Below are 22648 nucleotides of genomic sequence, written 5' to 3'. Positions count from 1 at the left end.
ATCAAGTTAGTTTCTATTTTATTTGGAAGTAATTACAATGACCGTCAGTGTATTTTCCTGACGGTTCATATTGTTTTATGGATCTATTTATCCGATATAAAGACTATAAGCTTGTGGGGGGGGCAATTATGAGGGGATTTTTTACGAGCAAGAAGATTCTAATTGTTGGTGGTACGGGAACGATAGGACAATCTCTATTAAAAACTATATTAAATGATTCACCTGAGGTAGTACGCATATTTAGCAGGGATGAACACAAACAATATGAAATGCAACAGCAATATAGTGGACAAACTAATCTTCGATATCTAATTGGTGATGTGAGAGATTACGATCGATTACGCCGAGCAATGCAAGATATTGATTTTGTATTCCATTGTGCTGCAATGAAGCATGTACCTGCATGTGAATATAATCCCTTCGAAGCAGTGCAGACCAATATCATCGGGACTCAGAATGTTATTCAAGCCTCACTTGAAAGTGGCGTAGCTAAGACGGTATTTACGAGCACGGATAAGGCCATCGCTCCTACCAATACATATGGGGCTTCTAAACTAATGGCCGAGAGGCTAATCTCTGCTGCGCAATATTATGGAGGGGCGGGAAAAACGATTTTCTCTGCCGTTCGATTTGGAAATGTGATGGGATCGCGAGGATCAGTCATTCCTTTGTTCCAGCAGCAGATCAGAGCGCATTTCAATATAACAGTGACCAGTAAAGATATGAGTCGGTTCATGATGACATTAAAACAGGCAACTAATTTAACTGTTAATGCGATGAAAATTGCAAAAGGCGGAGAAATCTTCGTTCTCAAAATGCCAGTAATCAGATTGGATGATTTGGCTCAATGTGTTATTGAAGAAACTGCGAAGGAACTTGTTATTCATCCATCCCAAGTAACTATTCAAGAAATAGGATTAAGGCCAGGAGAAAAAATGTTTGAAGAACTAATGACAGAAGAGGAATCCAGCCATGCGTTAGAATTGCCGGAGATGTTCGTAATCCCTAATTCATTTGTCGGCGTGGCTGAATATGAAGGTCAGAGGCCAGCAGAAATTAGAAGTTATAGCTCCGGAAATACTAATCCTATATCTAAAGAAGAAGTACGTACTTTACTTTTGGAAAATGGGCTTCTTCAAAATCGTTCCCGATCGAAAGTAAGGATGATGTCATGAAGACAGTCATTATTATACAAGCAAGAAGCGGATCTACCCGTTTGCCCGGGAAGGTGCTCTTCCAGCTTCATGGGAAATCGGTGCTTGCCCATGTGGTAGAACGCTGTAGCGAGGTTGGAAATGCGTCCCATATTATAGTAGCGACGACAACAGGTAAGGAAGACGATGCTATTTTGAAGGAATGCGAAAGGTTGGGCATAGCTTGCTTTAGGGGCAGTGAAGAAGACGTATTAAGCAGATATTACGAGGCTGCCAAGCAGGTAGCCGCAGATATCATCGTTCGTGTTACTTCCGATTGTCCGCTTCTCGATCCTTCACTCTGCGAGGAGGTTATTGCGAGTTTGCTTGAGGATCCTGAATTCGTATATGCCAGCAATGACCTGGAGCGGACTTATCCGCGAGGATTGGATGTTGAAGCGTTCCGGTTTGCAGCTTTGGAGGATGCTTATTTTCTTGCAACCGAGCATTATCAACGGGAACACGTTACCCCGTTCCTCTATGAAACAGCAAAGCCGGAGCAATTGCACTGCGTAAGGAACGAAGTGGATTTTTCGAATCATAGATGGACACTGGACACGCCCGAGGACTGGACCTTTATTCAGGAGTTGTACACGAAACTGGCAGTATCGGAAACCAACTATTCTTGGAAGCATACGATTGCAATCACGAATGAGCATCCGGAATTAGCCGCTATCAATAGCCATATAGAGCAAAAAGCTACAGTAAATGTCGAATGAGCAGAGAAAGAGGGATAGCATGAGCACGGCAGTTGTGGTTGGAGGAGGAATATCAGGAATATTAAGTGCGTTACTCGCAAGCGACTCGTTTGATAATATCGTTCTGATTGATAAACAAGCCGTATTGGGAGGGTTGCTCAGTTCGCAACAAATAAATGGATATCCTTTTGATTTTGGTACGCATTTGCTTGCAGAAACGGGTATTCCGGAACTGGATGACATTCTGCTGGAAGACGTGCTTGGAAATCCCGAATGGCGAATGATGAGTCCCTTAAAGGTAAGTACCTTCTTTAAAGGTGTAATGCAGCATGACGGACCATCGATTGACGCTCGCTTGATTGAATCTAGCTTGTATCATCGAGGGGTAGTGGAGATGTTGTCCGCAACGGGCACTGCTCAGTCCGGCAATCTTGAAGAAGGGCTTCGCTTGCTATATGGCGATATATTTAAGAATGAAATTTTTGCGCCAATCATAAATAAATTTTTTGGCTACCCGCTAGACCAGTTGGCAAATGGGGCACATGAGCTCTTTGTGCCAAGAAGAATCCGGATCTTGACGCCGGCAGCTACGCGATTATTAAAAACGATCCCTGAAATGGATAACCGTATCTCTTATCACGAAATCGTGGATAGCAAGGTCAGCTATTACCCCCATGAGGGCGGAATCGGGAAATGGATTTATTCGCTGGTCCAAAAGCTGCAGAGTAGAGGGATTCGCATTATTACGGAAAGCTATGTAACCCAAATTCACCATAGCAACGGGAATGTGACAGCAGTAACGATAGGCGATAGCGACGAGATCATCGTTCTGGATCATTTAATGTGGTCTTTGCCTCCAAGTCTCTTTATCAACAATTTGAACACGGATGTAAAATACGGAAGGCCGAAGATTAGAATGGTAAAACTGTTTCATTTTGTGTTTGACGGTCCCTTCTTGGTAGATTCCGCTTATATAAACAATTACGATGATGCTTACAGATCTTTTAGAATCACGTTGTATTCAAATATGAATACGGTATTGAACGGATACCGATGCACGGTTGAGGTGCTGTTCTCTGACCATTGCGAAGTCACCGAGGAGCAAATCATTGCGGAGCTGAAGCGGATGGGTGTAGTAAGCGAATCAAGTACGCCATTATATGGCGAAGCACAGACCTTGAGCACCGGATTCCCTCTCCTTACCACAGAATACGTAAATGAGTTGAAAGAACAGACGGAGTTCATAAAAAAACATTTTAACAACATTAGCCTAACGGGCAAATCAAGCGGCAATGGTTTTTTCCTTAACGATGTGTTGAAGGATACCTTTAATATGATAAGAGGGTTAGGGAACCGATCATGAAATGTGCAATCATGCAGCCAACCTATCTGCCTTGGACGGGTTATTTTCATATGATGAACTCTGTAGATGTTTTTGTTCTGTTGGATGATGTTCAATTTGCCAAACGGTCTTGGCAGCAAAGAAACCGAATCATTCTTCATGGACAAGAGACCATGTTGACTATACCCGTAATCAGCAAAGGGAAAACCCAACAAACGATCCGCGAAGTGATTACCGATGAGACTCAAAAGTGGAGAAATGATCATATCGCCAAATTGCGTCATGCTTATTCGAAGCATCCTTATGGACTCGAGGTTATCGAGATGGTAACGGATGTTTTACAAAATGCCGGTTCGCAATTAGCGGATATAAACTACCTGCTAGTTGAAGCGATCAAGCAAAGATTAAACATGGAGACAAAGCTGGTTAGAAGCAGTGAATTATTCGTTGGCGGCATGAAGTCGCAACATTTAATAAACATATGCAAAGCAATTGGCGCCAGCAGCTATCTTAGTGCTCCAGGTTCCAGAGAATATATAGAGGAGGAAGGATTGTTTGCTAACGAGACGATCGAGCTTAGCTATCAAGCCTTTGTACCGAGCTCCTATCCGCAACAAGGCACAGAAGAATTCATGCCCTATTTATCGATTATAGATATGGCGGCCAATATCGGTTTTTCAAATACGAAGCAGCATGTAGAGGGTTGAATGGATACGAGAAGACAGGTTTGTTTTATGGCATTGGCAGGGAAAGAAATCGGCATGGGTCATATGACGCGGCTTAAAGTGTTGCAAGAGAGGTGCCGGTTAACAGGTAAAGATGCGCTGGATTTTATAGCCATTATACCGAAAGCCGATATTCAATGCCATGAGGAAGATCGGGTATATGCGTCTATGGCGTTGGCTTGGGATTCCCTCAAAACGAAAATGCCCGATATCGCGGTGATTGACGGACCCATCCATTTGTTAGAGCAAAGAGTAATGGTGGAAATGAGAAGGAGCGGTATCGTCCTTATCGTCATAAATGATGCAAATGAACAGTTACATGAGAATAGCTATGACGGCATGGTATGCTGCAGCCTTAAGTTTCGTATGGATGAGGATAGGATTGCGGACGGGAAGGCGCTCTACTTTGGCCCGGATTATATTATTTTGAAAGAGCAATTTCAACAAAGAAACGAAACGATTACAATACCGCAGCAATTGAAAAAGATAGTATTGTCATTTGGGGGAACTGATCCCGGGCGAATTACGCCATTCGCGTTGCAGCTCATTAATCGGACTAAAGGCATTGGTAGCCGCTTTCAAATAGATATTATACTTGGTGCAAATGCCGATATCGCCGCTAGCGAACTGCAATCCCAGCATGACGTCCAAGTGTACCGGGGCGTTTCGAATATGGCGGAACGGTTGATGGACACGGATCTTGCCATTATTTCTGGCGGAATGACATTATACGAGGCTTGTTGCTTGGGAACGGCGGTCATCACGATTAATCAGAACGAAGAACAGGAAGACGAGGCTTCTCTGTTCGCAGAATCAAAAGCGGTATTCAATGCCGGGAAATACGGGGAATTGACATTGACTAAGTTTCAGACGCTCATGGAGAGCATGAATCAATACGCGGTCCGTGCCGAATTATGCAGAAATGCGCTCCAACTAATAGATGGAAGAGGCGCGGAGCGGATATCGGAAATAATATATTCCATGCATAGGAGAGATGGTTCATGTACATAAAGGAAAACCAATTAAAATGGGAACAGTTGCATAGTCAAAATCAATTTAGACTTAAATATCCAAGCGAAACGACGATTAGGTTCGTAAAAGGCAATCTCAAAAACCCGACAGAACAGAGCGTATTGGATTTAGGCTGCGGTACAGGAAGGCATGTCGTTTATCTGGCTTCCGAGGGTTATAAAGTAACCGGGATCGATTTCTCGAAAGAAGGCTTGGAGTACACGGCTGAAGTTTTGAAGAATAAGGGAATCCAAGCGGAATTAGTGCATGGATCGATAACATCCCTTCCGTTTGAAGATCAACAGTTTGATGGGATAATCTCAGTCTCTGTCATCTATTACTTTCTTTTGGCGGATATCCAACAGGTTGTAAATGAGATTTACCGGGTGTTAAAGCCAAGCGGCAAAGCCTTTTTGGTCGTGCGAAACAAAGAGGACAAGCGTTTCGGAAAGGGCGAGGAAGTAGAGCCTGGAACCTATCGGATGACAAGCGATTTCTCAAATGAAGAGACGATGACGATCCACTTTTTTACCACGGATGAAATTAAACAGCTTTTTCCGGGTTTTTCTGACGTGACGATAGGTATACACAGGGAAGGCTACAGTTCATTAGCCGAGTATGATTCCGATTATTTGATTACTTTGACAAAATAAAAGAAACACGGAGAGGATGAGGCTAATGTACTTACAAAGTCATGAAGAAAAATGGGATATCTTACATAGCAATAAAAATTTGCGATTGGTACATCCGAACGAGCAAGTCATCAGATTTGTAAAATCGACCTTTAAACAGGATATCGGAAATGTTGAAGTGCTTGACTTAGGCTGCGGGACAGGGAGGCATACGTTCTTTTTGCTAAGGGAAGGCTTTCGGGTTGCTGCCATGGATATTTCTCAAGAATGTATCGACTATACGAACCAAGTGGTAAGCATGAACGGCTGGCAAGCGCAACTGAAGCAAGGCAGTATTACAGAGGTGCCTTTTGAGAACGAGAGATTTGATGGTATCGTTTGTCATGGAGTGATGCTGTATTTAACGAAAGAAGACGTGAAGAAGTCTATTAATGAAATACATAGGATACTAAAGCCCGGAGGCAAAGCTCTAATTGTGGTACGTACGACTAACGATATGAGATATGGCAAAGGCGAGGATCTAGGGGAACATACATTTAAAATAAACGATAATTTCACGAATGAGGAAGGAATGATTATGCATTTCTTCACCGAGGACGAGATCCATCAATTATTCCATTCATTCTCAAGCTTGCAAATTGGCATCTCCGAGTCATCAATGGGATCGTTGACGCAGTATAACTCGGATTATATCATTGTTGTAACCAAATAAAGCTGGGGAGCGATCAATCGTGAGTTTCATAGAAATCAAGGGTAGGAAAATAGGTGCTGGACATAAGCCGTTTATTATTGCAGAAATGTCGGGTAACCATAATCATTCATTGGAACGTGCTTTGCATATCGTCGAAGAGGCTGCCAAAGCTGGAGCTGATGCTTTGAAAATTCAAACCTATACGGCCGATACAATGACACTGGATATTACGGATGGTGATTTCTATATAGAAGATCCTGGAAGCCTATGGAAAGGGGCTTCTTTACATAAGCTTTACCAAGAAGCGCACACTCCCTGGGAATGGCATAAGCCCATCTTCGACCGTTGCAAGGAATTGGGCATCATCGGGTTCAGCACACCGTTCGACGAGACTGCCGTTGATTTCCTTGAATCATTGGATGTACCAGCCTATAAAATTGCCTCTTTCGAGAATACGGACATTAAGCTTGTTCGCCGGGTAGCGGCTACTGGAAAACCTATTATTATATCTACCGGGATGGCTACAGTAGCTGAGCTTGACGACACCGTCCGAGCGGCACGCGAGGCAGGATGCCAGGACATTGTGCTGCTTAAGTGTACAAGCACTTATCCAGCATCTCCATCCAATACGAATATTATGACCATACCGCACCTGAAGGAGTTATTTCAATGTCAGGCAGGTTTATCCGACCATACGATGGGAGTTGGCGTTTCCGTTGCAAGCGTAGCGCTTGGAGCGACAGTTATCGAGAAGCATTTTACTCTTAGGCGCGCAGATGGCGGAGTAGACTCGGCCTTTTCGTTGGAGCCCGAAGAGTTGCGATCGCTCGTTGTCGAAACCGAGAGGGCGTGGCAGTCGCTTGGTCAAATCAAATACGGAGCCACGGAGCAGGAGAAAAAGTCGTTGCAATTCCGTCGATCGCTTTACGTATCTCAGAACATCAGTGCTGGGGAACTGTTTAGCAAAGATAATATTAAAGCTATTCGTCCGGGGTTCGGCTTACCAACGAAGTACTGGGATCAGATTATCGGGAAAAGGGCAACGAAGGATATAACAAAAGGTACGCCTGTTACATGGGAATTGTTATAACAATAAACGGAAAGAGGGCTGAATCATGAACATTCTACTAACAGGCGGTGCGGGTTTCATCGGTCGCTGGGTTGCCAAACGGCTACTGCAAGACGGTCATTCGGTCTGGATACTGGATGATCTATCTAACGGACGTGAAGCGAATATAACTGAATTCCGAGAGCATCCAGGGCTAAAAGCGTTTATTCAAGCCTCTATCCTTGAAGAGGAAGTACTCGAGAAATTATTCTCGAGCAACCAATTCGACATTTGTTATCACTTAGGTGCCTCAATTAACGTTCAGGACTCGATCGATGATCCTCGGACAACGTTTAATAATGATACTGTTGGTACTTTTTATATTATGGAGCAGTGTCGCAAGTACAATGTGAAGGTTGTTTTTATGAGCACATGCATGGTATACGATCGTTGCACGGATGAAGCGGGAATTACGGAAGCGCATCCTATTAAACCAGCCTCCCCATATGCGGGATCTAAGATTGCTGCTGAAAACATGGTCCTCTCCTACTACCATGCCTATGGATTGCCGACGGTCGTTATTCGTCCGTTCAATACTTACGGTCCTTATCAGAAGACAGGGGGAGAAGGCGGGGTTGTCGCCATATTTATCAAAAACAAGCTGGCCGGAAAAGATTTGAATATTTATGGCGAAGGAACGCAAACAAGGGATTTGCTATATGTGGAGGACTGCGCGAAATTTGTCGTGGAAGCGGGATATTCAAGTAAAGTAGACGGGGAAATCGTTAATGCCGGATTAGGCCGAGATATTTCCGTGAACGATTTGGCGAAGTTAATAGTCGGGGATGAAAGTCGAATCAAACATGTGGAGCACATCCACCCGCAAAGCGAAATTCAAAAGTTGCTCTGCAATTATGACAAGGCAAGTCGCTTGTTAGAATGGTCACCTGCCGTATCACTAGAAGAAGGCATAAGACTCACGGAAGCATGGATTACGGGCACTGACTTGATATAAAAGGAAGGTGAGGATGCTATGGTAATCGCGAAACCAGTTCGTGAGTCGATGCTTCCCTATGGCAAGCAATCGATCGATGAGGATGACATTAACGCTGTCGTTCAAGTGCTGAGAAGTGATTTTATTACGCAAGGACCGGCTATTGAGCAATTTGAACGAAAGGTAGCAGACTATGTCGGAGCCAAGTATGCGGTTGCGTTTTGCAACGGAACGGCTGCACTTCACGGTGCATGCTTCGCAGCGGGCATCCGTAACGGAGACGAGGTAATAACAACTCCGATCACTTTTCTTGCAAGCAGCAACTGCGTATTGTATACAGGTGGAACGCCAATATTTGCAGATATAAAGCATGACACCTATAATATCGATCCAGAGCAAATTCAAGCAAAGCTGACAGAACGCACAAAAGCGATAATCGCAGTTGATTTCACAGGCCAGCCTGTCGAGATTGATCGAATCATGCAACTGGCGCAGCAGAATAACTTGTACGTTATTCATGATGCCGCTCATTCGTTAGGTGCATCGTTTGGCGGGCAAAAAGTGGGTACGTTCGGGGATATGACGATGTTTAGTTTTCATCCTGTCAAGCACGTAACTACCGGTGAAGGCGGAGTCATCGTTACAGATAACGATGAACTGTACCAAAAATTGCATTTATTCCGCAGTCACGGTATGACAAAAGATTCAGCCGTGATGAGTCGTAATGATGGCCCCTGGTATTACGAAATGATTGAACTTGGCTACAATTACCGTATGACTGATATTCAAGCGGCGCTTGGTGACTCACAGATGAATAAACTGGATGTATTTGTCGAACGGCGGCGGGATATAGCTGCTACTTATAATGAAGCATTTGGCCGAATGAAGGGGCTGAAAATCCCCTTTCAGCATCCGAAAGCCTCGTCGAGTTGGCATTTATATGTGCTAGGCTGGTTGCCTGCATATTTCCATGCAGACCGGAAGACGATTTTTGAGTTGTTGCGTAATGAGAACATTGGGGTACATGTACATTATGTTCCTGTCTATAGTCAACCTTATTACAGACAAAACGGATATAGTGAAATAAGTTGCCCGAATGCAGAGACCTATTACGCTGAGTCTCTTTCGCTACCAATATTTCCAGGAATGAGCGCACAAGATGTTAACGATGTTATCGATGCAGTTATTAGAGTGTACAATCGTTTCCACAAGTGAGTTAGTAATTATACTGTAAAAGTTTGGGTGGCGCTTTGTTTGGCGAATGAAGCGTTGCCCTCATTTTAATTATTGGGAAGTACTCTATTTCATTGAATTGTATCCGCTTACAACAAATTGTTTGACAATTCCATTAACGTGGTGTTATAGTCAAATTGTGGGCCAGACCTTAAGACGTCTCACAGTATTTTGAAGATGAAGGGAATGTTTGCGATGCAAGGTAAAGTTAAATGGTTTAATGCTGAGAAGGGTTACGGATTCATCGAAACGGAGCAAGGCGGCGACGTATTTGTTCATTTCTCCGCAATCCAATCCGAAGGCTTCAAAACACTCGAAGAAGGCCAATCGGTTGAATTCGACATTGTAGAAGGCGCACGCGGTCCACAAGCTGCAAACGTAGTCAAACTGTAATCATCCGGCTATCATTGGCCACCTTATAGATGGTTCGATTGACAAGTGCCTAACACGAGCTCCGGGTAACCGGGGCTCTTTTTTTTGTTGCTGGCCAGGCTCTATTAATTTCGACACATTTTATCTGAAAATTCTAAATAAACTAAAAACAATTTTGTATTCGCTTCCCGCATATGATATAATAAGAGCATGTAAAGGAGGAGTTCCCCATGATGTACAACATTCGAGGTCAACGCTTTCAAGTTACAGATGCTTTGAGAGACTACGTCGAGAAGAAACTCAGCCGATTGGAAAGATATTTCGAAACGCCAGTCGCCTCCGAAATCAACGTTACCTTATCGGTGACCAAAGGTCAGCACACGGTAGAGGTGACAATCCCGCTCGTCGGCGTTATGCTTAGAGCCGAAGAGAAGAGCGAGGATATGTATGCATCCATAGACGTTGTAGTGGATAAGCTGGAACGTCAAATACGAAAACATAAAACAAAGGTGAATCGTAAATTCAGGCAAGGCAGCGGTGTACGTGCATTGTTCCGAGAGGAAGGTTCGGCCGTATCCGTATTGGATGAGGAAGATGAACTGGAGCTCGTGCGCACGAAGCGCTTTACTCTAAAGCCTATGGACGTGGAAGAAGCCATTTTACAAATGAATATGGTGGGCCATAATTTCTTCGTTTTCGCTAATGTGGACAATAAGGAAGTTAACGTCGTGTATAAACGCAGCGACGGCAAATATGGATTAATTGAACAAGGATAATGTAACCATATACGGAAGCGGAAAGCACCTCTTTTCCCTAGTGGGAAAGGGGTGTTTTTCGTTTCAAGGGCATCCGTTGCGGAGGTGTCTACAAACTGTTACAATTTAAGGCAAAGAGTCGTAATTCGAAAGGGGAACAATATGCTCGGATTAGTGAAAAAGATATTCGGCGATGCCAATGAGCGAGAAGTGAAACGGCTCATGCGCACGGTAGATGAAATAAATGCAATGGAATCCAAATTTACTGCACTGAGCGATGATCAGCTACGCGGAAAAACGGATGAATTCAAGGCGCGTATCGCGAAAGGCGAGGAGCTTGAAGAGCTGCTGCCTGAAGTATTCGCGACAGTAAGGGAAGCGTCCAAGCGTGTGCTGGGCATGCGTCATTTCGATGTTCAGTTGCTAGGTGGCATGGTGCTTCACGAGGGCAAGATCTCGGAGATGAAGACGGGTGAAGGCAAGACGCTCGTCGGTACGCTTCCGGTATACTTGAATGCGCTGCTCGGCAGAGGCGTTCATGTCGTTACGGTCAATAACTACTTGGCACAACGCGATAGCGAGCTGATGGGTCAGCTGTACAACTTCTTGGGCATGACAGTAGGCTGTAACCTACACGGCTTGTCGCATGACGAGAAGCAGGAAGCATATGCTTGCGACATTACGTACGGAACGAACAACGAGTTCGGTTTCGATTATTTGCGTGATAATATGGTGCTATATAAAGAACAAATGGTTCAGCGTCCGCTTTACTTCGCGATCATTGACGAAGTGGACTCCATCTTGGTCGACGAAGCGCGTACGCCGCTTATTATTTCCGGACAAGCCGCTAAGTCAACTGAGCTCTACTACGCGGCTGACCGCTTCGTAAGCCGTCTGAAGCCAGAGGAAGACTTTACGATCGACGTGAAGCTTCGCAACGTGACCCTCACGGAGTCAGGCGTAGAGAAGGCAGAGCGTGCGTTCAGCATTGAGAACTTGTTCGATCATGATAACATTCTTATTAATCATCACGTTCAGCAAGGTCTTAAAGCGAACTTTATTATGAAACGCGACGTTGACTATGTTGTCCAAGAGGACGAAGTTGTAATCGTCGACGAATTCACAGGTCGTCTGATGTCCGGACGCCGTTATAGCGATGGTTTGCACCAAGCGATTGAAGCGAAGGAGCAGCTGAAGGTTCAGAACGAGAGTATGACGCTGGCAACGATTACGTTCCAGAACTACTTCCGTATGTACCGCAAGCTGGCGGGCATGACGGGTACGGCTAAGACGGAGGAAGAAGAGTTCAAGCGGATCTACGGCCTGGATGTTATTCAGATTCCGACGAACCGTACGATGGTCAGGAACGACCTTCCGGACGTCGTCTACAAAACCGAGAACGGCAAGTTCAAAGCCGTTGTCGAGCAGATTGTAGAGCGGCATGCGAAGAACCAGCCGGTGCTCGTAGGTACGATCTCGATCGAGAACTCTGAGAAGCTCTCCGAGATGCTCAAGCGCAGAGGCGTTCAGCACAAAGTGCTTAACGCGAAGTTCCATGCGGAGGAAGCAGAGATTATTTCCCGCGCTGGTCAAGCAGGTTCGGTTACGATCGCAACGAACATGGCCGGCCGCGGTACCGATATTTTGCTGGGCGAAACGGTTGGCGAGCTTGGCGGTCTGCACATCATCGGCACGGAGCGTCATGAGAGCCGCCGGATCGATAATCAGCTTCGCGGACGCGCAGGACGTCAAGGCGACCCTGGCTCGTCGCAGTTCTACCTGTCGCTGCAGGATGAGCTCATGCGCCGCTTCGGTTCTGAGAACATCATGGGCATGATGGATCGTCTTGGTCTGGACGAGGATCAACCGATCGAGAGCCGCATGATTACGAAGGCGGTTGAATCCGCTCAGAAGCGTGTAGAGGGCAATAACTTCGATACGCGGAAAGTCGTCTTGCAGTATGACGATGTCATGAATCAGCAGCGTGAAGTCATCTATAAACAGCGTCGCGATATTCTTGGCTCGGAAGACATCCGCCAAGAGGTTATGGATATGATTAAGCCGGTTATCGATCGGATCGTTGAGGCGCACTGCTCGGAGGATATCCCGGAAGAGTGGGATTTGGAAGCAATCGTGGATTACGTGCAAGCAACGTTCCTGGAGGAAGGCTCGATTACTCGCGACCAGCTCTGGGGCAAGGAGAAGGAAGAGATTGTCGACTTCATCTACGGCAAAGTTGTTGCATACTACGACCAACGCGAGGAAGAGCTTGGTAAAGAGACGATGCGTGAATTCGAGAAAGTTGTCGTGCTGCGCGCAGTAGACAGCAAGTGGATGGATCATATCGACGCGATGGATCAGCTTCGCCAAGGTATCCATCTCCGCGCTTACGGCGGTACGGATCCGCTTCGCGAATACCAATTCGAGGGCTTCGAGATGTTCAAGGAAATGATCGAGAACATTCAAGAGGAAGTTTCGAAATATATTATGAAAGCTCGCGTCGAGAGCAACCTGGAGCGTCAAGAGGTTGTGAAAGGACAAACGACGAGCACGAGCGGCGGCGGAGAGGCTGCCGAGAAACGCCCTGCGAAGCGTGAAGAGCGCGTCGGACGCAACGATGCATGCCCATGCGGAAGCGGCAAGAAATATAAGCAGTGCCACGGGAAGTAATAGAAGATAGCACGCCAACACACGATATTCGCGTCCTGCGAATATCGTGTTCTATTGGCAACAACCATTAATATGAGGTGAAGCAGACGCTATGTTAGACATAACGGTGAAACAAGATCTGCGTGAAATGGCGAAACGACTCCAAGAACTTAGGGGGTCTCTTTGACTTAGATCTTAAGCAAGAGATGATCGCGAACTTCGAGGAGAAGATGTCGTCGCCGGACTTTTGGGATGACAATGACCGAGCGCAAGGCATCATATCTGAACTGAACGCGGTGAAGTCGGTAGTCGAGGAATATGACCGCATGAATGCCGATCAAGAAGATCTGCAGATGATGCTGGAGCTTGCAGAGGAAGAGAGCGATGAATCGCTGGAAGCCGATCTTGTTAGCGGCGTCAAGGCGCTGAATAGCAAGCTGAGCGACTTCGAGCTGCAGTTGCTGCTTAATCAGCCGTATGACCGTTTAAATGCGATCGTCGAGCTGCATCCGGGCGCTGGCGGTACCGAGTCGCAGGACTGGGGAATGATGCTGTACCGGATGTATACGCGATGGGCGGAGAAACGGGGCTTCAAGGTCGAGCTGCTTGATTATTTGCCAGGTGATGAAGCCGGGATAAAAAGTGTAACGATTCTTGTCAAAGGCCATAACGCTTACGGCTATATGAAAGCGGAGAAGGGTGTCCACCGTCTCGTACGTATATCGCCTTTCGATTCGGCTGGCAGACGGCATACCTCATTCGCATCCTGCGATGTAATGCCGGAGATCGATGACGATATCGAGATCGAGATTCGCTCTGAGGATTTGAAGGTCGACACGTACCGTGCCAGCGGCGCGGGCGGCCAGCACGTCAACAAGACGGAGTCGGCGATTCGGATCACGCATATTCCATCGGGAATCATCGTAGCTTGTCAGCAAGAACGTTCGCAGATCGCGAACCGTGACCGTGCGATGAAGATGCTTCGTTCCAAGCTCTACGAGCGTAAGATCGAGGAGCAGATGAAGCATCTAGCCGAGATTCGCGGCGAGCAATCGGATATTGCATGGGGCAGCCAAATTCGTTCTTACGTATTCCATCCGTACAGTATGGTCAAGGACCATCGGACAGGTGTCGAGACAGGCAATGTCGGAGCGGTTATGGATGGCGACCTGGATGCCTTTATCGACGGATACTTGCGCAATCAGATCCGACACGAATAGCGGATGGCTCTTGAGCCAGAAGCTGCAAGCGAGCTCAGTTGCATAGGATAGGAGAAGAGTTCCAACACTGATAAGGTGTGGAACTCTTCTTTTTGCCGCTTGCCGCTTACATAGAAAAAACACGAAACGAACCTTACACACCGTTTACTGAATAAAGGAGATGACATCATGGCGGAAGAAAGTAGGGTTAAACGAAGAAAAAGCAGGGAGCAGCTTAGTCCGAGGACAATGTTGGCCTGGCAGATCGCACAACTGCTAGTCGGCTCGGCGATCGTAGCCGTAAGCTTCAATATGTTCATGGTGCCTAACGGCATTGCTTCCGGAGGCGTTTCAGGATTGTCGATCTTAGTGCAGAGGCTGGCTGATATTACGCCGGCGATTACGCAATGGGCGATTAATATTCCGTTGTTCTTTGCCGGGTTATGGTTGCTTGGCAGGAAATTCGCCTTGAAGACAGCACTCGGCTCGGTGCTGCTTCCGTTGTTCGTCCTGCTTACGGACGGCATACATACGCCTACGCATAATCCGCTGTTGGCGGCCATCTACGGCGGCATCGGCGTCGGATTAGGCCTCGGCCTCGTGTTTCGCGGTGGCGGTTCGACAGGCGGCGTCGACTTGGCGGCTCAAATTTTACATAAGTACACGGGGCTTCCGCTGAGCCTTGCGGTCGTATGCTTCGACGGCTGCGTGATTGCGGCGGCGGGGTTCATCATTTCGCCGGAGATAGCGCTCTACGCGCTTATTGGTTTGTTTGTCACGAGCAAAACGATCGATTTTGTTCAGACGGGTCTCCAACTCTCTAAGGTAGCTTTCGTGATTAGCGATCAGTCGGAGCAAGTCGCGGACGCGATCTTGCATGATTTGGACCGCGGACTTACGCGTCTGGACGGCCATGGCGGTTATACCGGTGCCGGTCGCACGGTGCTAATGGTTGTTGTATCGCAGAATGAAGTGCCGAAGCTGAAGCAGCTCGTCCGGGCCATTGATCCGAACGCTTTCGTTATCATAAGCAACACGGCCGAGGTGCTTGGCCAGGGCTTCAAGCTAGATGGCTAACAGCGCGATAAAGGTGAGTTCGATGGCATCAAATGTTCATTGTATTTTTATTAATCAAAATGTATAATAATACGAAACGCTGCATGTATTTTCATCAACTGTGGAATGATGTACAATTAAAAGTTGTGGAAGAGGACAACCTTCCGTTCATAAATACAAGAAAGAATAGGGATTCAATAATAGATAGAGCGGCTGTACGAAGCTTTGGCACAGGTTGTCACGAGATAGCGGCCGGTAACGAGGAGATGTAAATAATGGAAACGAAGTTGAAAGTAGCAATTGTAGGCTCAACCGGCTACGGCGGCGTTGAATTGATTCGGTTGTTGGCCTCTCATCCGCGCGCGGAAGTGACATCGGTCACTTCGTCCTCTAGCGCTGGAACGCCTATCTCGCAAGGTTTTCCGCACCTGACGGGCATTCATGAAGAACTGCTCGACGATGTGACGCCTGAGACTATTAAAGCGAAAGCGGATGTCGTATTCTTGGCCACGCCTGCAGGCGTAGCTTCGAAGCTTGCTCCGCAGCTGCTGGAGGTCGGACTTAAAGTTATCGACCTATCTGGCGACTATCGGTTGAAATCGCCTGAGCTGTATGAAGAGTGGTACAAGAAGCCTGCGGCAGACGCGCGTTACTTGGAGCAAGCCGTATTCGGACTTGCCGAAGTCTACGGCGACAATGTTCGCGATGCGGCGTTCATATCTAATCCGGGCTGTTACCCGACTGCGACGCTGCTTGGGCTAGTTCCTGCCGTTAAAGAAGGCTGGATCGATCCGGCAACCATTATTATCGATGCGAAGTCCGGAGTATCCGGTGCGGGCCGCGGCCTATCGCTTGGCAATCATTATGCCGAAATTAATGAAAACTTCAAAGCTTACAAGCTGAACAAGCATCAGCATATTCCGGAAATCGAGATGGTGCTTTCGGATGCGGCGGGCAAACCTGTCGTGACGACGTTCTCTACTCATCTAGTTCCGATGACTCGCGGCATTATGTCCACGATGTATGCGACGGTACAAGGTGAGAGAAGCGCAAGCGACTTTATCGAGCTGTACCAGCGTTATTATGAAGGACGCCGCTTCGTGCGCATTCGTCCAGAGGGCGAGCTGCCGTCGACGAAGGAAGTATGGGGCTCCAACTATTGCGATATTAGCTTCGCGGTTGATAAGCGCACGGGCCGGATTACGATTGTATCGGTCATTGATAACCTAGTCAAGGGCGCTGCCGGTCAAGCGATCCAAAATATGAATATGATGATGGGCTGGGACGAGACGCTAGGATTGCAATTCGTTCCTGCATATCCGTAAGGTTATTTTTTGCATGCAATAATAAGAGAGCTGACAACGGACTCATACGCTTGTTACTTTATAATATTCGATCAGATGAAGGAGAAACGATCTTATTATGGGACAGGGTAATCATTCACTGTTCTCGGTCGTCGAAGACGGCTCGATAACGACGCCTATCGGTTTCACGGCAGGCGGATTGCATTGCGGACTGAAAAAATCGACGCGCCATGATCTAGGCGCGATCGTCTGCGAGGTGCCCGCAGCGGCAGCTGGCGTATATACAACGAATGTATTCCAAGCAGCGCCGCTGCAAGTGACGCGCGAGAGCATAGGCTCTGGCGGCACACTCCGCGCGGTGCTCGTGAACAGCGGCAACGCGAACGCGTGCACAGGCAAGCAAGGCGAAGCGGATGCTTATGAGATGCGCGCCCGTTTTGCTGAGGCGATCGGCGTGTCGGCCGATCATGTAGCCGTAGCTTCAACCGGCGTTATCGGCGAGCTGCTCAAGATGGACAAAGTAAGAACCGGTATCGATGGTCTGCCAGGCAAGCTTGCTGGAGACCGTACAGGAGCGGAAGACTTCTGCCAAGCGATCTTAACGACTGATCTTGTGCAGAAGATGGTGTGCGTAGAGCTCGAAATTGACGGCAAGCGAGTTAGCGTTGCGGGAGCGGCGAAAGGATCTGGCATGATTCATCCGAACATGGCGACGATGCTGGGCTTCGTTACGACGGATGCGGCAATCGGCAGCGAGGCGCTTCAGCAGTTGCTGCGTCAGGCAACGGACCTTACGTTCAATATGATTACGGTTGATGGAGACACAAGCACGAATGACATGCTCGTGGCGATGGCAAGCGGGCTTGCCGGCAACAACGAGCTGACACCGCAGCATGAGAGCTGGGCAGCATACGCTGCTGCTGTTCGCTATGTATGCGAAGTGCTTGCTAAGGCGATCGCGCGCGATGGTGAAGGCGCGACGAAGCTCGTTGAGGTTCAAGTGCGCGGCGCGGTGAGCGACGATGCGGCGCAAGCCATTGCGAAGACGGTCATCGGCTCGTCGCTTGTGAAGTCTGCCGTATTCGGGGCTGACGCGAACTGGGGCCGTATTATAGCGGCTGTGGGCCGTGCGGGTCAGCCGGTTAATCCAGAGACGGTCGACATCCGGCTAGGCGACATTATTACGCTGGAGCAGTCCCGTCCCGTCGCGTTCGACGAAGCGGCTGCCTTGGAATATTTGAAGGGCGACACGGTCGTTATCCTCGTCGATCTTCATATGGCGGATGGGCAAGCAACGGCTTGGGGCTGCGATCTGACCTATGATTATGTCCGCATTAACGCGGCATATCGGACATAGAGAGTCTAACGTTGGAGGGCATAATACATTGATAGAGCAACGGTTTGTTATGAAATGCGGAGGCAGCACGTTAGCGGCGCTTCCTGATGGTTTCTTCGACGAGCTGCGCGAGCTGCAGCAATCCGGCGTACGCCCGGTTATCGTGCACGGCGGCGGACCGGCTATATCCGAGACGCTGTCGAAGCTGGGCATTGAATCTGAATTCGTGAACGGCTTGCGCAAAACGAGCGACGAAGTGTTGGATGTCGTTGAGATGGTGCTGGCAGGCCGCATTAATAAAGAGATCGTCCGCAAGATTCAGACGCGAGGCGCACAAGCGCTTGGTCTGTCCGGCGTAGACGGCAAGCTGATTCAAGCAAAGCCTGTTGCCAATGCAAGCGAGATCGGCTTCGTGGGCGACGTGACGGACGTGAATGCAACTGTCATTGAGGGCGTAATGGGAATGGGGTACATTCCGGTTATTGCTCCCGTTGGCATCGATGAGGCTGGACAACGCTATAACATCAATGCGGATACGGCAGCAGGAGCGGTTGCTTCCCATCTCGGGGTTGAACGGATGATCGTCGTAACGGACGTGCCGGGCATACTGAAGACGGTGGACGGCGAGAAGCAGGTATTGCCGACAGTGACGGTCGAAGAGATCGAAGCGATGATCGCAAGCGGAGAAATATACGGCGGCATGATTCCAAAGGTGCGTGCAGCTATTCAGTGCATACAAGGACGGGTGCGCGAGGTCGTCATCGTTAGCGGCGAGCAGCCGGGCGTCTTGACGAAAGCTGTCCGCGAGGGCGGCGTAGGCACACGTATCGTACAAACAAGCGAAGGGCGGGTGTAATGACGATGAGCGAGACAAAGACGGCAGTCGATGCCGGTCAATCCCTATTGCCTACATATGCAAGGTATCCGCTGGCTCTGGTGAAGGGCGAAGGAAGCTGGCTATGGGACGATCAAGGCAACCGCTACCTCGATTTTATGAGCGGCATTGCGGTTACGAATCTGGGCCATGCGCCTAAGCGCGTCAAGGAAGCGCTTGTGAAGCAGCTCGACGAGCTGTGGCATGTGTCCAATCTGTTCCGCATTCCGAACCAGGAGGAAGCGGCGAAGCTCATTACGGACAATAGCAGCGGCGATGCTGTATTTTTCGGCAACTCGGGTGCTGAGGCCAACGAGGCGGCTATTAAGCTGGCGCGTCGTTACCAGCAGCTCGTACAGAAGAACGGACGTTATGAAATCATTACGTTCGAGCAGTCGTTCCACGGTCGGACGCTCGCTACGTTGACGGCTACCGGCCAAGCGAAAGTAAAAGAAGGTTTTGCGCCGCTGCCCGAAGGCTTCAAGACGATTCCATTTAATGATCTTGCGGCGCTAGAAGCGGCTATATCGGATACGACTGCAGCGATTATGCTGGAGATGGTGCAGGCCGAAGGCGGCATTTATCCGGTCGATAAGGATTACATCAAAGCGGCTAAGGCGTTATGCGAGAAACATGGCATTCTGCTTATAGTCGATGAGATTCAGACGGGCATCGGACGGACGGGCAAGTTGTTCGCATACGAGCATTTTGGCATTGAGCCGGATATTTTCACATTGGCCAAAGGTCTCGGAAGCGGCTTCCCGGTCGGCGCCATGGTCGCCAAGGAGAAGCTTCGCGAGGGGTTCACGGCGGGCAGCCACGGCTCGACGTTCGGCGGTACGCCGATCGCGACGGCTGTCGTGAAAGCGACGCTGGAGGAAATTGTTGGTGACGGTCTGCCGGCACGAGCTGCCGAGCAAGGCGAATACCTAATGGCGCAGCTGCACGAGAAGCTGCAAGGCAATGGATTTGTACGCGATGTGCGCGGACTCGGTCTGCTCGTCGGCATTGAATGCGCAGAGCCGATCGCACCGATCCTGGTGGAGGCGCAGCAGAAGGGCTTGCTCGTCATCTCCGCAGGGCCGAATGTCATCCGCTTGCTGCCGAATCTGCTCGTAACGACGGAGGAGATCGACAGCGCTGTAGCTATTCTGACAGAGCTGCTGGAGACGAAACGTCCGAACTAATTGGATATATAAGCAACCGTAACAACGACGCAGCGAAACGATAGGTTTCGCTTGAAGGAGGGCAAACGCATGCAAGGAACGGTTAACGAGGAGTTGGCGTTAAGCCTGAAAGGGCGCGACTTCCTTATGCTGGTCGACTACACGCCGGAGGAAATCCGGTACTTGATCGATCTCGCTATTGATTTGAAGAAGAAGCAGAAGGCGGGCGAAGCCCATCAACTGTTGAAAAACAAAACACTCGGTATGATTTTCGAGAAATCATCCACGCGTACGCGCGTTTCGTTCGAAGTAGGCATCTACCAATTGGGCGGCCAAGGGCTGTTCCTAAGCGGCAGTGACCTGCAAATCGGACGCGGCGAGCCGATCTGGGATACGGCGCAAGTGCTGTCCCGCTACCTCGACGGCATCATGATCCGCACATTCGAGCATCGTAAAGTGGTTGAGCTTGCTCGCGGAGCAACGGTACCCGTCATTAACGGACTGACAGATTTGTCGCACCCATGCCAAGCGCTTGCTGATTATCAAACGGTGCTTGAGCACAAGGGCCGCCTCGAGGGACTGAAAGTGGCTTACGTCGGTGACGGCAACAATGTGGTTCATTCGCTGCTGATGGGCGCTGCCAAACTCGGCATGAATATGTCGGTCGCTACGCCTGAAGGCTATGAGCCGGATGCGGACATCATCAAGCAAACGATGAGCACGGCTGCAGAGACAGGTTCGATCATCCAGATCGGCCGTGATCCGAAGGAAGCGATTGCTGATGCCGATGTTATCTACACGGACGTATGGGCGAGCATGGGGCAAGAAGCCGAGCAGAAGGAACGCGAGCTTGCTTTTGCCGCTTTCCAAGTCAATGAAGCATTGACCAAATATGCGAAAAAAGATTACCTGTTCATGCATTGCTTGCCTGCGCACCGCGGCGAAGAAGTGAGCGAAGGCGTTATTGACGGCGCGAATTCGGTTATTTTCGACCAAGCAGAGAATCGTCTGCACGCTCAGAAAGCCATCATGGCAGCAATTATGTCTTAATAGAAATTTCATTTGAAGGGGAGTAAATATTCATTATGGCAAAAGAAAAAATCGTGCTTGCCTACTCCGGCGGCCTGGACACATCGGTTATCCTAAAATGGTTGAAAGAAACGTATGACGCGGAAATTATCGCATTCACGGCTGATATCGGCCAAAAGGACGAGCTGGACGGCCTTGAAGCGAAAGCTCTTGCTACAGGCGCATCGAAAGTATACATCGACGACCTGCGCGATGAATTCGCGAAGGACTTTATTTACCCGATGTTCCAAGCGGGAACGCTGTACGAAGGCCAATACCTGCTCGGCACATCGATCGCACGTCCGCTTATCGCTAAGCGCATGGTTGACATCGCACGCGCTGAAGGCGCTACGGCGATTGCGCATGGCGCAACGGGCAAAGGCAATGACCAAGTCCGCTTCGAGCTGACGGCTGCAGCGCTTGCTCCTGAGATCGGCGTAATCGCGCCTTGGCGTCTGGAAGCGTTCCGCGAGCAGTTCCCTGGACGCGCCGAGATGATCGCTTATGCCGAGAAACACGGCATTCCGGTTACGGCATCGGCTGCTAAGCCTTACTCGACAGACCGCAACCTGCTGCATATCAGCTTCGAGAGCGGCATGCTCGAAGATCCATGGTTCGACCCAAGCTCGGAGGAAAACGAGAGCATGTACGTGCTGAGCGTATCCCCGGAGAGAGCGCCGGATAAAGCGGAATACGTTGAGCTTACGTTCGAGCAAGGCAACTGTACGGCTATTAACGGCCAAGAGCTTAGCCCGCTTGAAGTGATGGAGACGCTGAACGAACTTGGCGGCAAGCACGGCATCGGCCGTGTCGATATGGTGGAGAACCGCTTCGTCGGCATGAAGAGCCGCGGCGTGTACGAAACCCCGGGCGGCACGATCCTGTTTACGGCTCATCGCAAAATGGAATCACTTACGATGGACCGCGAAGTTATGCACCTTCGCGACTCCCTTATCGCTAAATATAGCCAGCTCGTCTACAACGGCTTCTGGTTCGCGCCTGAGCGTCTTGCCTTGCAAGCGCTAGTCGAAGAATCGCAGAAGAACGTGAGCGGTGTTGTTCGACTGAAGCTGTACAAAGGCAACGTAATCGGCGCTGGCGTGAAGAGCCCGGTCAGCTTGTACAACCCGGATATCGCGACGATGGAAGCAGACCCGTCCCAAGCATACGACCAAGGCGATGCAACAGGCTTCATCCGCTTGAACGCGCTTCGTCTGAAAGTATCTTCGGCAGTTAACAACAAATAAATCCGGAAGCTTGGCGGAAGCATGAGGCAGAGGACTCGGCGCAGCAGCGGTAACA

The 22648-nt window shown here is 48.9% G+C and carries 21 protein-coding genes; all 21 read left to right on the top strand.

What is annotated here, in order from left to right:
* Positions 1-128: 128 nt before the first annotated feature.
* The gene (locus AC0YN0_RS18440) at positions 129-1175 is read left to right on the top strand and encodes a UDP-N-acetylglucosamine 4,6-dehydratase family protein (protein ID WP_475822572.1); all 1047 of its coding nucleotides are present in this window, start codon (positions 129-131) and stop codon (positions 1173-1175) included.
* A complete protein-coding gene (locus AC0YN0_RS18435; protein ID WP_475822571.1) occupies positions 1172-1912 on the top strand; it encodes a cytidylyltransferase domain-containing protein in 741 nt (246 codons plus the stop codon). Before AC0YN0_RS18440 ends, AC0YN0_RS18435 begins: the two co-directional genes overlap by 4 nt.
* Before the next feature lie 19 nt (positions 1913-1931).
* On the top strand, positions 1932-3254 hold the full coding sequence (locus AC0YN0_RS18430; RefSeq protein WP_475822570.1) for an NAD(P)-binding protein: 1323 nt from the start codon (positions 1932-1934) through the stop codon (positions 3252-3254).
* Positions 3251-3940, top strand: a complete 690-nt coding sequence (locus AC0YN0_RS18425) for a WbqC family protein (RefSeq protein ID WP_475822569.1) — start codon at positions 3251-3253, stop codon at positions 3938-3940. Before AC0YN0_RS18430 ends, AC0YN0_RS18425 begins: the two co-directional genes overlap by 4 nt.
* Positions 3941-4969 carry a hypothetical protein gene (locus AC0YN0_RS18420; protein ID WP_475822568.1) on the top strand — a complete coding sequence of 343 codons (1029 nt, stop codon included), beginning with the start codon at positions 3941-3943 and terminating at the stop codon, positions 4967-4969. It begins immediately after the preceding gene.
* Positions 4960-5622, top strand: a complete 663-nt coding sequence (locus tag AC0YN0_RS18415) for a class I SAM-dependent methyltransferase (RefSeq protein ID WP_475822567.1) — start codon at positions 4960-4962, stop codon at positions 5620-5622. Before AC0YN0_RS18420 ends, AC0YN0_RS18415 begins: the two co-directional genes overlap by 10 nt.
* 25 nt (positions 5623-5647) lie before the next feature.
* Positions 5648-6313: a class I SAM-dependent methyltransferase gene (locus AC0YN0_RS18410; RefSeq protein WP_475822566.1), complete on the top strand. Its 666-nt coding sequence runs from the start codon at positions 5648-5650 to the stop codon at positions 6311-6313.
* Between the two features lie 19 nt (positions 6314-6332).
* Positions 6333-7382 (top strand): pseudaminic acid synthase, encoded by a 1050-nt coding sequence (gene pseI / locus AC0YN0_RS18405; RefSeq protein ID WP_475822565.1) that lies wholly within the window; start codon positions 6333-6335, stop codon positions 7380-7382.
* Positions 7383-7407: 25 nt separating this feature from the next.
* On the top strand, positions 7408-8355 hold the full coding sequence (locus AC0YN0_RS18400; protein WP_475822564.1) for a dTDP-glucose 4,6-dehydratase: 948 nt from the start codon (positions 7408-7410) through the stop codon (positions 8353-8355).
* An 18-nt stretch (positions 8356-8373) separates the two neighbouring features.
* Positions 8374-9549 (top strand): UDP-4-amino-4,6-dideoxy-N-acetyl-beta-L-altrosamine transaminase, encoded by a 1176-nt coding sequence (pseC, locus tag AC0YN0_RS18395; protein ID WP_475822563.1) that lies wholly within the window; start codon positions 8374-8376, stop codon positions 9547-9549.
* A 213-nt stretch (positions 9550-9762) separates the two neighbouring features.
* The gene (locus AC0YN0_RS18390) at positions 9763-9960 is read left to right on the top strand and encodes a cold-shock protein (protein ID WP_028599014.1); all 198 of its coding nucleotides are present in this window, start codon (positions 9763-9765) and stop codon (positions 9958-9960) included.
* Between the two features lie 209 nt (positions 9961-10169).
* Positions 10170-10715 carry a ribosome hibernation-promoting factor, HPF/YfiA family gene (hpf, locus tag AC0YN0_RS18385; RefSeq protein ID WP_475822562.1) on the top strand — a complete coding sequence of 182 codons (546 nt, stop codon included), beginning with the start codon at positions 10170-10172 and terminating at the stop codon, positions 10713-10715.
* Between the two features lie 141 nt (positions 10716-10856).
* Positions 10857-13364 (top strand): preprotein translocase subunit SecA, encoded by a 2508-nt coding sequence (gene secA / locus AC0YN0_RS18380; protein WP_475822561.1) that lies wholly within the window; start codon positions 10857-10859, stop codon positions 13362-13364.
* Positions 13365-13455: 91 nt separating this feature from the next.
* Positions 13456-14563, top strand: a protein-coding gene (gene prfB, locus AC0YN0_RS18375; protein ID WP_475822560.1) for a peptide chain release factor 2 whose coding sequence is annotated in 2 segments (ribosomal slippage) — positions 13456-13527 and positions 13529-14563 — 1107 coding nt in all. Because the reading frame shifts where the segments join, the coding sequence is not laid out codon by codon here.
* A gap of 168 nt (positions 14564-14731) precedes the next feature.
* Positions 14732-15619, top strand: a complete 888-nt coding sequence (locus AC0YN0_RS18370; protein WP_475822559.1) for a YitT family protein — start codon at positions 14732-14734, stop codon at positions 15617-15619.
* Positions 15620-15873: 254 nt separating this feature from the next.
* Positions 15874-16923: an N-acetyl-gamma-glutamyl-phosphate reductase gene (argC, locus tag AC0YN0_RS18365; protein ID WP_475822558.1), complete on the top strand. Its 1050-nt coding sequence runs from the start codon at positions 15874-15876 to the stop codon at positions 16921-16923.
* Positions 16924-17020: 97 nt separating this feature from the next.
* On the top strand, positions 17021-18259 hold the full coding sequence (argJ, locus tag AC0YN0_RS18360; RefSeq protein WP_475822557.1) for a bifunctional ornithine acetyltransferase/N-acetylglutamate synthase: 1239 nt from the start codon (positions 17021-17023) through the stop codon (positions 18257-18259).
* Positions 18260-18290: 31 nt separating this feature from the next.
* Positions 18291-19094 (top strand): acetylglutamate kinase, encoded by an 804-nt coding sequence (gene argB, locus AC0YN0_RS18355; RefSeq protein ID WP_475823030.1) that lies wholly within the window; start codon positions 18291-18293, stop codon positions 19092-19094.
* A gap of 5 nt (positions 19095-19099) precedes the next feature.
* Positions 19100-20299 (top strand): acetylornithine transaminase, encoded by a 1200-nt coding sequence (locus tag AC0YN0_RS18350; protein WP_475822556.1) that lies wholly within the window; start codon positions 19100-19102, stop codon positions 20297-20299.
* A 69-nt stretch (positions 20300-20368) separates the two neighbouring features.
* The gene (argF, locus tag AC0YN0_RS18345; protein ID WP_475822555.1) at positions 20369-21328 is read left to right on the top strand and encodes an ornithine carbamoyltransferase; all 960 of its coding nucleotides are present in this window, start codon (positions 20369-20371) and stop codon (positions 21326-21328) included.
* 35 nt (positions 21329-21363) lie between these two features.
* On the top strand, positions 21364-22593 hold the full coding sequence (locus tag AC0YN0_RS18340) for an argininosuccinate synthase (RefSeq protein ID WP_442052482.1): 1230 nt from the start codon (positions 21364-21366) through the stop codon (positions 22591-22593).
* The last annotated feature ends 55 nt before the right edge of the window (positions 22594-22648 follow it).

The sequence above is a fragment of the Paenibacillus sp. J22P218 genome (assembly GCF_056269195.1).
This window is presented reverse-complemented; position numbering and strand designations above follow the sequence as displayed.

What these genes read in the sequence shown, in the direction of transcription:
- AC0YN0_RS18440 (WP_475822572.1), top strand. Translation starts at nt 129, where the DNA reads ATGAGGGGATTTTTTACGAGCAAGAAGATTCTAATTGTTGGTGGTACG.
- AC0YN0_RS18435 (WP_475822571.1), top strand. Translation starts at nt 1,172, where the DNA reads ATGAAGACAGTCATTATTATACAAGCAAGAAGCGGATCTACCCGTTTG.
- AC0YN0_RS18430 (WP_475822570.1), top strand. Translation starts at nt 1,932, where the DNA reads ATGAGCACGGCAGTTGTGGTTGGAGGAGGAATATCAGGAATATTAAGT.
- AC0YN0_RS18425 (WP_475822569.1), top strand. Translation starts at nt 3,251, where the DNA reads ATGAAATGTGCAATCATGCAGCCAACCTATCTGCCTTGGACGGGTTAT.
- AC0YN0_RS18420 (WP_475822568.1), top strand. Translation starts at nt 3,941, where the DNA reads ATGGATACGAGAAGACAGGTTTGTTTTATGGCATTGGCAGGGAAAGAA.
- AC0YN0_RS18415 (WP_475822567.1), top strand. Translation starts at nt 4,960, where the DNA reads ATGTACATAAAGGAAAACCAATTAAAATGGGAACAGTTGCATAGTCAA.
- AC0YN0_RS18410 (WP_475822566.1), top strand. Translation starts at nt 5,648, where the DNA reads ATGTACTTACAAAGTCATGAAGAAAAATGGGATATCTTACATAGCAAT.
- AC0YN0_RS18400 (WP_475822564.1), top strand. Translation starts at nt 7,408, where the DNA reads ATGAACATTCTACTAACAGGCGGTGCGGGTTTCATCGGTCGCTGGGTT.
- pseC (WP_475822563.1), top strand. Translation starts at nt 8,374, where the DNA reads ATGGTAATCGCGAAACCAGTTCGTGAGTCGATGCTTCCCTATGGCAAG.
- AC0YN0_RS18390 (WP_028599014.1), top strand. Translation starts at nt 9,763, where the DNA reads ATGCAAGGTAAAGTTAAATGGTTTAATGCTGAGAAGGGTTACGGATTC.
- hpf (WP_475822562.1), top strand. Translation starts at nt 10,170, where the DNA reads ATGATGTACAACATTCGAGGTCAACGCTTTCAAGTTACAGATGCTTTG.
- secA (WP_475822561.1), top strand. Translation starts at nt 10,857, where the DNA reads ATGCTCGGATTAGTGAAAAAGATATTCGGCGATGCCAATGAGCGAGAA.
- AC0YN0_RS18370 (WP_475822559.1), top strand. Translation starts at nt 14,732, where the DNA reads ATGGCGGAAGAAAGTAGGGTTAAACGAAGAAAAAGCAGGGAGCAGCTT.
- argC (WP_475822558.1), top strand. Translation starts at nt 15,874, where the DNA reads ATGGAAACGAAGTTGAAAGTAGCAATTGTAGGCTCAACCGGCTACGGC.
- argJ (WP_475822557.1), top strand. Translation starts at nt 17,021, where the DNA reads ATGGGACAGGGTAATCATTCACTGTTCTCGGTCGTCGAAGACGGCTCG.
- AC0YN0_RS18350 (WP_475822556.1), top strand. Translation starts at nt 19,100, where the DNA reads ATGAGCGAGACAAAGACGGCAGTCGATGCCGGTCAATCCCTATTGCCT.
- argF (WP_475822555.1), top strand. Translation starts at nt 20,369, where the DNA reads ATGCAAGGAACGGTTAACGAGGAGTTGGCGTTAAGCCTGAAAGGGCGC.
- AC0YN0_RS18340 (WP_442052482.1), top strand. Translation starts at nt 21,364, where the DNA reads ATGGCAAAAGAAAAAATCGTGCTTGCCTACTCCGGCGGCCTGGACACA.